The sequence below is a fragment of the Bifidobacterium vespertilionis genome (genome assembly GCF_008698145.1).
In the GTDB taxonomy this organism is placed as follows: Bacteria; Actinomycetota; Actinomycetes; order Actinomycetales; family Bifidobacteriaceae; genus Bifidobacterium; species Bifidobacterium vespertilionis.
The window spans coordinates 59362-73623 of sequence record NZ_RZNZ01000007.1; the positions used below are offsets into that span (position 1 = coordinate 59362).

At 65.8% G+C, this 14262-nt stretch carries 9 protein-coding genes; all 9 read right to left on the reverse strand.

Annotation, left to right across the window (positions count from 1 at the left end; translation table 11 throughout):
• Positions 1 to 107: 107 nt before the first annotated feature.
• The 9 genes from amrS to EMO90_RS06280 all read right to left on the reverse strand — a co-directional run bounded on the left by amrS (position 108) and on the right by EMO90_RS06280 (position 14208).
• Positions 108 to 1193 carry an AmmeMemoRadiSam system radical SAM enzyme gene (amrS, locus tag EMO90_RS06235; protein ID WP_150355117.1) on the reverse strand — a complete coding sequence of 362 codons (1086 nt, stop codon included), beginning with the start codon at positions 1191 to 1193 and terminating at the stop codon, positions 108 to 110.
• Positions 1194 to 1295: 102 nt separating this feature from the next.
• Positions 1296 to 3002 carry an AmmeMemoRadiSam system protein B gene (amrB, locus tag EMO90_RS12410; RefSeq protein ID WP_223849868.1) on the reverse strand — a complete coding sequence of 569 codons (1707 nt, stop codon included), beginning with the start codon at positions 3000 to 3002 and terminating at the stop codon, positions 1296 to 1298.
• 831 nt (positions 3003 to 3833) lie between these two features.
• Positions 3834 to 4976, reverse strand: coding sequence for a D-alanine--D-alanine ligase family protein (locus EMO90_RS06250; protein ID WP_150355116.1), 1143 nt, complete (start codon positions 4974 to 4976; stop codon positions 3834 to 3836).
• Between the two features lie 93 nt (positions 4977 to 5069).
• Positions 5070 to 6068, reverse strand: coding sequence for an NAD(P)H-dependent glycerol-3-phosphate dehydrogenase (locus tag EMO90_RS06255; protein ID WP_150355115.1), 999 nt, complete (start codon positions 6066 to 6068; stop codon positions 5070 to 5072).
• 252 nt (positions 6069 to 6320) lie between these two features.
• Positions 6321 to 7220, reverse strand: a complete 900-nt coding sequence (locus EMO90_RS06260) for a lysophospholipid acyltransferase family protein (protein ID WP_150355114.1) — start codon at positions 7218 to 7220, stop codon at positions 6321 to 6323.
• 163 nt (positions 7221 to 7383) lie between these two features.
• On the reverse strand, positions 7384 to 8709 hold the full coding sequence (gene murA, locus EMO90_RS06265; protein ID WP_190972122.1) for a UDP-N-acetylglucosamine 1-carboxyvinyltransferase: 1326 nt from the start codon (positions 8707 to 8709) through the stop codon (positions 7384 to 7386).
• A 148-nt stretch (positions 8710 to 8857) separates the two neighbouring features.
• A complete protein-coding gene (locus tag EMO90_RS06270; RefSeq protein ID WP_150394992.1) occupies positions 8858 to 10015 on the reverse strand; it encodes a beta/alpha barrel domain-containing protein in 1158 nt (385 codons plus the stop codon).
• A gap of 680 nt (positions 10016 to 10695) precedes the next feature.
• Positions 10696 to 12138, reverse strand: coding sequence for a polysaccharide biosynthesis tyrosine autokinase (locus tag EMO90_RS06275; protein ID WP_150354603.1), 1443 nt, complete (start codon positions 12136 to 12138; stop codon positions 10696 to 10698).
• A gap of 120 nt (positions 12139 to 12258) precedes the next feature.
• A complete protein-coding gene (locus EMO90_RS06280; protein ID WP_223849806.1) occupies positions 12259 to 14208 on the reverse strand; it encodes a DUF4012 domain-containing protein in 1950 nt (649 codons plus the stop codon).
• Between the last annotated feature and the right edge of the window lie 54 nt (positions 14209 to 14262).

Here is a 14262-nt window from a genome sequence, read left to right on the forward strand (position 1 = left end):
AGTCACAATGCACGCCGGGTCACGATGCGCCCCGGTCACAACCCACGCCGAGTCACACACCGCGCACCAAGTCACACCCCGGGTCCACGACCAGGATCTGCCCTGGCTCACCAGCGGCCAGCGATGGGAGTACCGCATTCGGGGCAGATCGCCGCAACGCCTCCGGACAGTCGGTTCTCCAAAATCCGGTACCAATCGCGCTCCACGAGCACGGCCCCGCACTCCGGGTTCGGGCAATAGGTGGTGTCCCCCTCCGGGTAGTGCACATTGCCGGTGTAGACGTAGTTGAGCCCCTCAGCGTAGGCGATCTCACGGGCGCGCAGCAGTGTGGCGAGCGGCGTGGGCGGCACGTCCATCATCTTGTAGTCGGGATGGAACGCGGAGAAGTGCAGCGGCACGTCCGGCCCGCAGTGCTCACGGATCCACGCGCACTCGGCGTGCAGCTGCGCGTCGTCGTCGTTGCGGCCGGGAATGAGCAGCGTGGTGAGTTCCACCCACACATGCTCCCCATTGGGCGTGCGCGCCTCGTTCACCGCGTAGTCGATGGTGTCCAGCACGTCCTGAAGATGCGTGCCGGTGACCGACCAGTAGAAGTCCTCGGTGAAGCCCTTGAGATCGATGTTCGCAGCGTCCATGGCATCGTAGAAGGCCGGCCGCGCGCAGGCGTTCATGTATCCGGCGGTCACGGCGATGGGGTGGATGCCCTTCTCACGGCAGGCGTCGGCGGTGTCGATCGCGTACTCGGCGAATACGATCGGATCGTTGTAGGTGAAGGCGACCGACTGCGCGTTGTGCATCACGGCCAGATCGGCGATGTCGTCCGGCTCGGCCTCGCGGCTCACCCGCGTCCAGTCGCGCGCCCGCGAGATATCCCAGTTCTGGCAGAACTTGCACGCGGAATTGCATCCGGCCGTGCCGAAGCTCAGCACCGCGCTGCCGGGGTGGAAATGGTTGAGAGGCTTCTTCTCCACCGGGTCAATGGCGAAGCCGGAGGAACGGCCGTAGGTGTCCAACTCGATGTGGCCGTCGTGGTTCGATCGCACGAAGCAGAAGCCCCGCTGGCCTTCGCGCAGTTTGCATTCGCGCGGGCACAGATCGCACTGGACGCGCCCATCGTCAAGCGGATGCTGCCACCGCCCGAACACCGGATGCATCACCTGCGTGTGCGCCGATTGCGCCGGATGTCCCGTCATGGCAGCCTCCCTTCATCCGATCGCGGCCCGTTGATGGGCTCTGTTGCGGCCCCTGCGCGGACCGACCAAGTCAACAATTCGTCACAATCCGTCAACAACGCGTCAACGGTATGCACGAACAGTGTACCGCCGCGCGGTTATCTCCCCATCATGCCATGTTCGCCCGGCGGACAACCCGGCCTTGGCGAGCAGGTGGGACACGAAGTCGTGCGGATCCGGCAGCTCGTCCCAGACCTGCGGCAGGAAGGTTGCGGAGCGACCCTCGCCGTCGCTCAGGATCAGCCCGTCGATGCCCGGCCGAAGCGCCTGTTCCAAGGACTCGCGGGATTGGACGCGCATGGGTTCGGGGGCGCTCAGCACGGACACCTCGACGTGCAGCAGCGGGTATTCTTGGGCGCCCACCGGCCAAAACCGCGGATCGTGCACGGCCGCGTCCACGGCGTGTTCCGCAATGTCCCGCCCCAACGGCTGATGCGCGATGATCGAGCCGATGCACCCGCGCAGCCGGCCGTTCTCGGTCAGTGTGACGAAACTCGCGCCCGGCTCGGCCAGCCACGGATGGGCCGCGATGATGTCCGCGGACGACGGTCCGTCCACGTCGACGCCCAGATGCTCGGCCAGTGCGGTATGGGCCAGGCGCAGCAGCACGGAACCCTCGCGGTCGGGCGTCCGATCGGCGGACTGGGCGGCCTGTGCGGCCTGTGCGGGCCCGGCGGCCTGTGCGGATTCGGCGGGCTCGGCATGCTCAGTCGCCCCGTCGTCCGGCACCTCCCACAGCGCCCACGAGGCATAGCCGACCACACGATCGTTCGGATCGGCCATGGCGGGCCGGTCCTCCCCCGCCAGCGCCACCTCGCCGTCATCGCCGGACGTGGACCGGCCAAGCAGCTCCAGATAGCCCCGGAAGGCGGAGGGAGCATGGTGATGGTGAAAATCACTGGTGACAATGTGGGCACACCGTGGGTCCATTGTGCCCACATTGTCACCAGCATTGTGAACGATGGTCCCGCCCTCCCCGTCTGGCCGTACGTCATCCGGCAGCAACTTATCCGGCAGCAGCCCGCCTGCGATCACATCGAGCAGGCCGTTGATAGGATACGCGCCGCACGCGCGGTCGGGCGAAATCGGATGGTCAAGGGCGTTGATGCGTTCGATCGTCTCATCGTCGATCGCGCGCCCCACGCGCTCGGGATGGTAATGCGACAGATCGGAACTGATCACGATCACGGTCTCCGGGCCACCCCACAGGGCCCGCAGCGCATCGCCGACCTCGCGCGGCGTCGCGTCGCCTGCGTTGAGCGGGACGATCGAGATCTCCGGTCCCAGCACCTTCTGCAGGAACGGAACCTGAACCTCCACGGCGTGCTCGCGCGCGTGGGTGGGGTTGTTGACTATGAGCCGGCCGGCGTCGAGCGCCGATCGTTCGGCTTCCACGTCCACGGCCACCTTGCCGAGCGGGGTCTGCCATGCGTCGGCGGTGGACATGGCCACACCCCGCACGGGCACGCGATGGGTGGGCCCCACGATCACCGCGCGGCGGATGGTCCCGCGTCCGGAAGCCAGCAGGGAGTAAGCAAGAGCGGCTGTGGTACCGGAGTACACGTACCCGGCATGGGGCACGATCACCGCCTTGGGCCACGATGCGCGGGTCCCGGCCGACACGCGCGCGGGGATATGCCTGCGCTTGAGCGTGCGGGCCGCATAATCCAGCATGCCGTCGATCATCGCATTCAGCCGATCGGGATCACTAGGGTAAAACGATCCCGCCACCGCCGCGGGCCTTACGCGCCGAAACTGCTCATCGGTCATGATGCCTCCTTAGAGCATTCCCGTGCGTAATTTTACCGTCATCCTGAGCGAGCGCCCACCGTCATCCTGAGCGAAGCCCGAAGGGCGAAGCCGAAGGATCCTTCGACTCGCTCCGCTCGCTCAGGATGACAAGGGAAGCCACCCGCCCACTCAGGATCGAACAGTCCCCCGCCGTTATCCTGAGCGAAGCGAAGGATCCTTGGCCATTGCGCACAAATCGATGCCCCTTGACTTAGTGCACAAGATTAAGGATCCTTCGACTGCGCTCAGGATGACGAAAATACCCAGTTCGGCCCGACCGATGACGCAAACTGGGCAAAACGGGACGCCGATTTTGCAAACTGGGCAGATCCGGTCATCTGGAGGCCGATTTGGGCCCCTAACGGACACGATCTGCCCAGTTCACAAATGAAGTGACCGGATCTGCCCAGTTCGGCCCGGCGGGAAGGTCGCAAACCGGGCAAATCGGGAGGTATGGGGGCAGGGCGCGAAGATTAAGGATCCTTCGACTGCGGCTACGCCTCCGCTCAGGATGACGAGGGAAGCCATCCGCCTACTCAGGATGACAAGGGAAGCCATCCGCCCGCTCAGGATCGAACAGTCCCCCGCTGTCATCCTGAGCGAAGCGAAGGATCCTTGGCCATTGCGCACAAATCGATGCCCCTTGACTTAGTGCACAAGGTTAAGGATCCTTCGACTTCGCCCTTCGGTGTCCGGCTACGCCGGACCGTCGCCGCCTTGGCGGCGGCTCCCTTCGCCTACGGACAGCCCACTGGGCTGTCCGCTTAACGGCTCAGCGCTCAGGATGACGAAGGGCGCGACGCGGGCAAACTACCGCAGCACGCCTTCGATCAGGCGGGTGATCAGCTCGGTGTAGCTCACGCCGGTGGCCTCCCAGGCCTTGGGGTACATGGAGATCGGGGTGAAACCGGGCATGGTGTTGATCTCGTTGATCATCACCTCGCCGCTCGGGGTCACGAAGGTGTCCACGCGGCTCAGGCCGGCCAGATCGAGCGCCTTGAAGGCCCTGACGGCCACCTCGCGCACCTTCTGCAGGGTCTCGTCGGGCAGGTTGGCCGGCACCTCCACGTGGGAGGCGGCGGAGTCGGTGTACTTCGAGTCGAAGTCATAGAACTGGTCGTCGCCGGCGTTGCGACGATCGAGCACGATCTCGCCGGGCCAGCTGGCGGCCGGCTCGTCGGTGGGCTTGGGGGCCAGCACCGCGCATTCGATCTCGCGGCCGGTGATGCCCTGCTCCACCAGCACCTTCCAATCGTGCTTGCTGGCCTCGTAGACGGCTGCGATCAACGCGGCCGCATCGCCGGCGGCCTCCACCTTGGTCACACCGAAGCTCGAACCGGCGCGGGAGGGCTTGACGAACAGCGGGTAGGCGAGTCCGGCGGCCTCGACGCGGGCGAGCACATCGTCGGCATTCGAGGCGAACTGATCGGACTGGCTGAACAGACGGGTGTCCAGCGTGATGCCGGGCGCGGTGGGGATGCCGGCCGCGTTGAGCACCACCTTGGTGAAGTGCTTGTCCATGCAGGCGGCCGACGCGAACACGCCGCAGCCCACGTACGGGACGTTCATCATCTCGAGCAGTCCCTGGACCGTGCCGTCCTCGCCGTACGGACCGTGCAGGACCGGGAACACCGCGTCGATGTGGCCCAGGGACTCCAGAGCGCCCGTGGCCGGGTCGCCGGCGAAGAAACCGTCCTGACCCATCGCGATGTCCAGCACCACCGGTCGGGATCCGGGCGTGACCTCCACGCTGGGCAGCGTGCTGCCCTTGAGATCCCAGCCGCGCGGATCCTCTCCGTCCACAATCCACTTGCCCTCGCGCGTGATGCCCACCGGGACCACGTCGAACTTGGACGTGTCAATGGCCTTGAGCACGCCGGCCGTGGAAACGCAGGAAATCGGATGCTCATCCGCGCGCCCGCCGTACAACACCACAATCCGCTTCTTCGCCATCGTTCGTTCCACTCCTCTTGGTTCTGTGTTGATTCGTTCCGTTTGCGGGCCCGCCCCATCCGGGGACCATGACTCGCTTCCGCGGGGGACAGCTTACTCCGCGGTGATTTCGGTGCCGAACAGTTCGCCCAGCATCTGCTCACAACTGATACCTTCGTGCAGCACATGGCTCATCGCGCAGGCCAGCGGGGTGGGCACATGCAACTGGTCGCCCAAGGACACCACCGCGTCCGTGGTGGGCACGCCTTCGGCCACGCCGTTGGAGACCCTGGTGGCCTCCTCGACGCTCAGGCCTTTGCCCAGGTTCGATCCGAACGTGTAGTTGCGGCTCAGAGGGGATCCGCAGGTGGCGATCAGATCGCCCACGCCTGCGAGCCCGGAGAAGGTCTTCGGGTCGGCGCCGGCGGCCTGGCCCAGGGCCGTGAGCTCCGCCAGTCCGCGCGTCTCGATCATCGCCGCCGTGTTCTCGCCGTAGCCGGCGCCTCGGGCCATGCCCACCGCGAGCGCGACCACGTTCTTCAGGCTGCCGCACATCTCCAGGCCGATCACATCGTTCGAGGTGAAGGGGTGGAAATAGTTGGTGGAGCAGGCGTTGGCCACCTTGGCGGACGCGTACGGGTTGGTGGAGCCCACCACGGTGGCGGAGGGCTCGCGCGCGGCGATCTCTTTGCTCAGGTTCGGCCCGGAGACGGCCACGAAGCGATTCTCCGGCAGGTCCAGCGCCTCGCGCACCACCTCGTCCATGCGCTTGTTGGTGCCGCGCTCCAGACCCTTCATGAGGCTCACCACGATCGCATTGGACGGGATCAGGTCGCGGAAGTCGGCGAGGGCCTTGCGCGCGGCCTGCGCGGCGATGGCCACGACCACGATCTCCGCATTCCGCACGGCCTCGGCACGGTCGCCGGTGGCGGTCATGTTCTCCGGAAGGCGCTCGACGGACGGCAGGCGGACGGCGTTGCGGTGATGGTCGCGGATGCCCTCCACAATCTCCGGCTCGATGGCCCACATCGTGACGTTGTTGCCCGCGTCGGCGAGGACCTGGCCGAAGGTGGTACCCCAGGCTCCGGCGCCCAGAACGGTGACATTAACCATGTTTATGTATCTCCTTTAATAGCTCACAATTAGTTTCAACGTCATCCTGAGCGAAGCGAAGGATCCTTAATGTATGCGCAATGGCCAAGGATCCTTCGACTCCGCTACGCTCCGCTCAGGATGACAGGGGGAGGCTGCCCGCGTTACCGCCCAGTTGTCAGAATGACAGGGGGGCTGTCCGCTTAACGGCTCAGTGCTCAGGATGACAGGGGGATGCCCGCGAGGGGACTGCCCCGCGATACGGCTCGGCGGTCAGGCGTGGATGTCGATCGGCTTGCGGCTCATCGTGCGGTAGTCCCAGTAGCCCTCGGCGGGGAACCGCTCGCCGCGGATCTCCTCCATCAGCACGTTGAGGCGCTTGAACACGCGATCAGTCAGCTCGTTGACCTTGTCCGCCGGCGGCTCGTCGCCCCAATCGTCCATGTCGTCCAGCAGATCGCCGTACTCCAGCTGATGGTCGTAGCACATCACCACGTTCTTGCGCGGCCATGGCCACCAGTGGTTGATGCTCGCCGCGCCCCACGTGGCGGCGCAGAACAGCGGCACCTCGCGTCCCAACCGGCGCGACGCCTCGAGGGCGATGAATCCCACGCCCTCCTTGACGCTCATCACCCACTTCTGCGGGTCGCGCGTCACCGTGCCCTCGGGCCACACCGTGAGCGGGCGACCGGAGGTGAGGATCCCCACGCTCGTCTCCTCGATCGCCTTCGCCTTGCCGGCATGACGCTGGACGGGCTGCATGCCCACCAGCTGGAACCATTTGCCGATCACCGGCCACTTGGCCATCTCCGCCTTGGCCATGTAGCGCGGGCGGCGACCCATGTGGAACAGCGATGCCATCGGCACGAACACGTCGAACATGGTCACATGCGACGCGGCGGTGATGAACGGGCCGGTCTCGGGCACGTTGTCCAATCCCCACGCGCGGGTCTTGCAGCTGGCGCGGAACACCACGTCCACGCCCGTCAGCAGGCGCTTGGTGCCCTTGGGGTGCTGCGCGTTGATCTCCGCCACGTTGGCCTTGCGATTGGGGCCGGTGGGAAAGTCTCGCATGGGGTCGACGAGAGTGTGTTCGCGGGCGAGCTTCGCCACCTGCGCGTCGCTCAGGGGCTTGACGGCCGAGCGGGGCGACGGTTTTCCTTTGGATGCCATGCACCCCATTGTGCCACGGATTGCGTCGCCGCGGGAGGCTGTGGACCGCCGTTGCCCCGCCATTCGCGCTCGCCGCTGCCCCGCAGCTCCCCCGCTTGAGACAGGAAGGGGTCGCGGCCATGATGGCGGCGACCCCTATGCAACCGGATAACGCAGCGAACGATCAGTCGATGTCCGCGCCGAGCTGGCGCAGTTTGCCGCGGAAGTCCGCATAGCCGCGGTCGATCAGCGAGATGCCGTGCACGTTCGACGGCCCCTTGGCCGCGAGCGCCGCGATCAGATGAGAGAAGCCGCCGCGCAGATCCGGCACGTCGATGTCGCGGCCGGTGAGCGGCGTGGGTCCGAAGATCACGGCCGAATGCTTGTAGTTGCGCTGCTGGAAGCGGCAGGGCAGGGAGCCCAGGCACTCGCGGTACAGCTGGATCGTCGCGCCCATCTGCACCAGCGGCTTGGTGAAGCCGAAGCGGTTCTCGTACACGGTCTCGTGCACGATCGACAGGCCGTTCGCCTGGGTCAGGGCCACCACGAGCGGCTGCTGCCAGTCGGTCATGAAGCCGGGGTGCACGTCGGTCTCGATCGCCACGGGCTTGAGATCGCCGCCCGGATGCCAGAATCGGATGCCCTTGTCCGTCACGTCGAACTCGCCGCCCACCTTGCGGAACACGTTGAGGAAGGTCATCATCTCCGGCTGCGTGGCGCCCTTGACGAAGATGTCGCCGCGCGTGGCCAGGGCCGCGGACGCCCAGGAGGCGGCCTCGATGCGATCGGTCAGGGAGGTGTGGGTGAAGCCCTTGAGCTCCTTGACGCCCTCGATGCGGAACGTGCGGTCCACATCCACGGAGATGATCGCGCCCATCTTCTGCAGCACGGCCACCAGATCCATGATCTCCGGCTCGATCGCCGCGCCGGACAGCTCGGTCTTGCCCTCGGCCAGCACCGCGGCCAGCAGGGTCTGCTCGGTGGCGCCCACGGACGGGTACGGCAGGTGGATCTTCGCGCCCGTCAGACCGTTCGGCGCGGTGATGTGGATGCCGTCCTTGTGCTCCTTGTCCACGGTGGCGCCCAGCTTGCGCAGGGTGTCCAGATGGAAGTCGATGGGACGGCCGCCGATCGCGCAGCCGCCCAGCGCCGGGATGAACGCCTCGCCCAGGCGGTGCAGCAGCGGGCCGGAGAACAGGATCGGGATGCGGGAGGAGCCGGACAGGGTGTCCACGTCCGCCACCGACGCGAGTTTGACATGGGTCGCGTCGATGGTGACCACGCCCTTCTCGCCGTCCACGTTCACGTTCACGCCGTGCAGGCGCAGCAGATCGGAGACCACGTGCACGTCGCGGATCTCCGGCACGTTCTTGAGCACGGAGGTGCCGGGCGCGAGCAGCGCGGCCACCATGGCCTTGCTCACGAAGTTCTTGGCGCCACGCACTTTGATGGCGCCATTCAGCGGCTTGCCGCCGTTCACATGCAGGATGTCCTCGGAATCCGTTGACACGTCGTTCTCCTCTTGCCCTGGGATCTTCTTGAAACTATCCATCAGTCTGCCACAGACCGTGTGGGGACATGGTGAAATGCGCCCCGAGCCGAATGGGGAATATCGCCGAGCGACCGAGCGCGTCAGGCCACCATCGTCAGGCCACCCGTCAGGCTAGGGAGGCCTTGATCTCGCGGGCCAGATTGGCGTCCCACATCGCGCCGGTGGCGGACATCACCGCATCGGCGCCGGCCTCGCGATAGGCCGTGTAGTCGTCCGGACGGATCACGCCGCCCACGCCCACGATCGTGAAGTCGAGGCCCATACGATCGCGCACGGCGGCGAGGCGGCGGACCATGTCGAGGCCGGCGGAGCGGATCGCGGCGCCGCACACGCCCGAACGGTCGCGACCCTCGCCCGGCAGCGCCTGATCGCCGTTGGCATCCACCAGCTTGGCGCTGATCGTGTTGATCGTGGCGAATCCCTGAACCGTGCCGCGGGCCGCCGTCTCGCGCACCATGCGCTCGATGTCCAGATCGTCCGGCAGATAGGCAAGCTTGACCACGAGCGGACGATCGCCGATCTCGTTCTTGACGGCCTCGGTAATCTCGCCCACCAGGTGCGCGTCATGGCACAGCAGGCGATTGTGGCCCTCGTTGGGGCAGCTGGTGTTCATCTCCATGAGGCCGGCGCCGGTCTCGCACACCAGTCGGGCCGTGCGCACATGGTCGGCGATGTACTCCTCGCGGGTCATGCCCTCTGCGCGCGAGCCCTGGAAGCTCGGCACGAGGAGCTGGCCCGGGCCGGCCGCGGCGATGGCGTCGCGCATGTCCGGCTGCCAGACGTCGGGGTCGCGGCTGGGCACGCCGAACGAGTTCGAGATGGAGATGGGCAGCTGGTAGTTGGTGTCCGCGAGCACGCCCTCGTCCAGTTCCGCGCTGCCGGGCGTCAGCTCGCCGGTTTTCGACTTGGGGTGCACGGCCAGCACGTTCGGGAAGGGGTTGCAGCCCCACGCGCGCGAGCGGACGGTTTTGTAGACGGCCAGATCGAAGCCCATGCGGAAGGCGGCCGTGGTGTAGCGGGCGTTGAGCAGCGGGCCGGCGGGGATGCTGGCCGCCCCGGCGGGGACGTCTGTCGCGGGGCTTCCGGAGGCGGGGCTACCGGCTACTCCGGCGGGGACGGCGGCCGATTCGGCGGGGCTACCGGCGGCGGGGCTACCGGCGGCATCGCCGGCCTTCAGCGCCTGTGCGAACGCCCCGAACGGACCGTCCGCGTAGTTGTCGTCATAAGTGCGGTTCACATCGTAAAACGGCTCGAAATCACTCATGCTTCAAGGGTAAGCGAAACCGCGGTCAGTGCGGGTGGGACGCGGGCGAGGGCGGGACGCGGGTGCGGGCGGGCGACCGGGCGCGAGTGACCGGGCGCCCAAATGGACGTTATGAGGGCCAAAAGTGTCCATTGCGGCACCCACTGCCCATCCGATTCGCTCACTTTGCCGCCTCATCATCCCAGAATGAGCGAATCCAATGCCGCAGTGCCCCCGAAACCCCCGTCACGCATCCGATTTGCTCACTCTGCCGCCATCAGAATCCAAAATGAGCGAATCCAATGCGTGACAGCTCGATTCAAACCACTCACCCATCCAATTCGCTCATTCTGCACCAGCCCTGACACAGAATGAGCAAATCCAATGCGTGATGGCCCAGTTCAGGCCACTCACACATCCAATCCGCTCATTCTGCACCCAGCCCGCCGCAGAATGAGCAAATCGGATGCCGTAGGCATGCTTTCGGGCTTTCGGGCATGCTTTCGGGCCACCCGCGCAATGGATTCGCTCATTCTGCGCCCAATCCACTCCAAAATGAGCAGATCGAATGCCCCTCTGCCGCCATCGGAATCCAAAATGAGCAGATCGGATGTATAACGGCCCGATTCGGGCCACGTACACATCCGATCTGCTCATTTTGCGGCAGGGCGCACCCAGCTGAAGGGCGCGCCCGACCGCACTCAGTGCTTCTTGTCCTTGCCGGCCTTGTCGCCCTTGGAGTCCTTCGAACCCTTGGAATCCTTCTCATCGGAGCCGTAATAGTAGTAGTAATCGTCCTTCTGCTTTTCGGCTTCGGCGAAGTTCAGGGAGATGCCGGCGGGCTTGATCTCCAGCGTGGTGAGCTCCTGCGCGGTGGTGCGCAGCTCCTTCTTCTCGGTCACGCCCAAGCCGACCACGAGCAGCAGTTCGCCGCCCTCCTTGGCGAACACGGCGGCGTCGTTGGCCACGTGCATGGGGGCCGTGTCGATGATCACATGGTCGTAGTGCCCGGCCACCTGCGCGATGAGGGACTTCATGGCGCGGGAGTTGAGCATGATGCTGGGGTTCATGCTCTGCTTGCCGGCGGGCAGGACGTGGAAGTTCGGCTTCCAGTAGCGCTGGATGGCGTCCTGGGAGGACAGCTGGTTGGTGAGCAGCTGGGTCAAGCCCACATTGCCTTCGATGCCCAGATGGCCGGACACGGAGGGGTTGCGCACGTCGGCGTCGATGAGCAGCACGCTCGATCCGGTCTCCGCGAAGGCGGTGGCGAGGTTGACGCTGGTGGTGGTCTTGCCTTCGGACTGGCCGGCGGAGGTGACCACGATCACGTTGGACAGGTTGGTCTCCGGCAGGGAGAACATGAGGTTCGTGCGCAGACGGCGGATCTCCTCGGCCTCGCGCGCCACGGGATGGGAGATGATCGTGGGGGCCTTGTCCGTGAACATGTCGCTGCGGGAGAAGGTGCCGAGGATCGGGGTATCCGGCACGATCGCGGTCACGTCGGAGGCCTGGCGGACGCGGCGGTCGAGCAGGTCCTTGATGAGCGCGGCGATCACTCCCAGAATCAGACCGCCGGCAACGGCAGCCGCGATGTTCAGCTTTTTGTTCGGAGAGCTGGGAGAAGCCGGCACATAGGCCTGCTGAACCTTGGTCAGGTTGACCGGGGAGACGATCTTCTCGCCCTCGTCGCTGGTCAGGGTGGCGGTGATCTGCTTGGTGAGGCTGTCCGCCACGCTGTTGGCGATGTTGGAGGCGCTCTTCGGGTCGGCGTCCTCCACGCTGATCTCCACCAGCATGGTGTCCGTGGGATTGGAGGCGGTGACCTGCGTGGCCAGCGCGCTTACGGTGGTGTTGAGGCCCAGATCGGCGATCACCGGCTGCAGCACGGCCTCGGTCTTCACCAGTTCGGGGTATGTGGCGATCTGCGACTTGATGTAGCTGGCGCCGGAATTCAACTGGCCGGCGGCGTTCGTATCCTGAGCGGCACTGGAGCTCTTGTACGTGGCCAGTAGCTGGGCTGATGCCGTGTACATGGGGGTACGGGTGAAGGTGTATCCAGTCACGGCCGCCACAACCACCACGAAGGTGATCGCCGCGGTAATGACGTGCTTCCTGACCGCTATCAGCAGATCAAGGACGGTCATACCGCCTTCATTCACAACGTCGTTTTCGGTTGTCGTGCCCAAAGCTCTACTCCGTTCCTCAAATCCAAGCTCTGTGTTTCAAGTGTACTAACAACGGGGGCACCCCGCGCCCCCATTCCATCAATCAATCAAGGGGGTTTGGCGAAGAATCATCTCCCGCTCCGGCTCCACCAGCGGCGAAGTCATCACATGCACGGTGGCCTCGAACGTTTCGCCGGGCTGCAGGGTGATGTGCTTCACGCCCACCGTGAGCTCGTTGTGCACGGTCACGGCGTCGAAATCGCCGTTGCCGGCACCCGCGCCCGTGAGCTGCCAGTCGACCAATCGGCCGCCGGCTGGAGCGTAGACGTATGCGGCGGTGACGATCTCCCCGTGCCGGGGCTTCTTACTGTCGCCCTCCTCGTACCCGCGGATCAGCTCGGGCAGATTGGCCGCACTGGACGGATCAGCGGTGTTGGTGAGCTTGATGTGGACCGTGTACTGCTTGGCGCCGGTGGGGTACGTCTTGTCGTATTCCGCCGTCACCTCGCGCTTGAGGTACCAGTCCATCTTGCCCATCGTGCCGTCGTTGAAGTAGACGCCGGTGACCGGATCGGCCGGGTTGGTGACCAGTTCGCCGGAGATCGCGGTGCCCTCCACCTGCTTCTGCTCGTCCTCGTGGGCGCTCCACAGGTAGATATGGCCGTTCTTCACGGAGTCCTGCACGGCCTTGACCAGCCCCGCGTTGTTGCCGCCGGCCGTGGTGATCATATGGTTGAAGACGCGGGTCGCGGCCGCCGAGAAGAACGCGTTCTGGGCATCGCCGTCCGTGATGCGCATATACGTGCTGTTGAGCAGCGTTTGGGCGGTGTTCTGGCCATCGAGCTGCGTGCCGTCCTGCAGCGTGACCGGGCCGGTGACGGCGAGCAAGTGCTGCAGAAAAACCGGGTCGATGCTGATCACACCGTCCACGTTCTGGCCCTCGCCGCCGGTGTCCTGCGCATCAAGTGCCTTCCACATGGCCGCGGAGATCTGGGCGGCGCGCGGGAAGTCCGGGGTGAAATCCGGATCCTGCTGGTAGATGACCATCTTGCCCGTGAACAGGCTCTTCTCCTCGGCGGTGAGCGTGACGCCCGGGGTGCCGTTCGGCAGTTTCTTCGCCGGCTGGAACGCGCCCATGCTCAGCTTGCCGTCCCGCACGTTCAGCACGCCCCACGAGCCGAAGATGCCGCCCGTGGCACGGAGCTCCGCGTTGTTCTGCACCAGAACCAGATAGTTGCGACCATCACTGTCGTTCGCGCCGGTGGGGGAAAGATCGAACATGGCGGGCATCAGATTCGCGGTGCGCGCGCCCAGATCAACCAGACTGGACAGGTCGGCGAACTTGGCCTTGGCGGTGTCCAGCGCCTCGGTGAGCTGCGGGATGTTGGTGCCGCCCACGTTGCGGAGCTTCACATTCGCGTCGGCGATCGACTTGTTGGCCGCGGTCAGATCAGTGGCGATCGACGCCATGTTGCCCAGATCCACGGCCCCGTCCTTGATGCCGATGCGCGTGAGGTCAAGCCCCTCCACGGACTTGGACAGTTTGGGCAGGGCGTTGTTGCTCACGTCCTCCAGAATCGACATGACCTCGCGCACGGCCTTCACATCGGAACCGTACTTGGGGATCACGGTGGCCATGGCCCACACCGGGCTCTTGGTCTGCTGGTAGGTGGCGTCGATGTGGTCGGACAGCGCGGAGATGCTGGCCTTGGCGGCCTCGACGTCGCCGCCCAGCACCTGCGACTGGATGTTGCCGGCCTGTGCGACGGCCGCCTCCACCTCGCCCTTGGCCTTGAGCGCGCTGGACACGAACCAGCCGGCGACGGCGGCGATGGCGAGGACGATGATCAGCACGCCGATCAGGATGCGGCGAATCCGCTTGCGTCGCTTGATGCGCCTGATGTGTTCGGCGCTCATGCGGCGGCGACGGCGATGATGCTCGGCGGCCGCCTTGTCCGCGGCGATCGCGGCCGGATCGACGCGCGGCTGGACGATCGGCGCGATGTCGACGAAGGGCTCGGGCTTCGGAGTCTCCGGCTGCTGGGGCACAGGCGGGGCCGGGGGCACAGGCGGGGCCGGAGGAGCCGGAGGCACAGGGGGCGT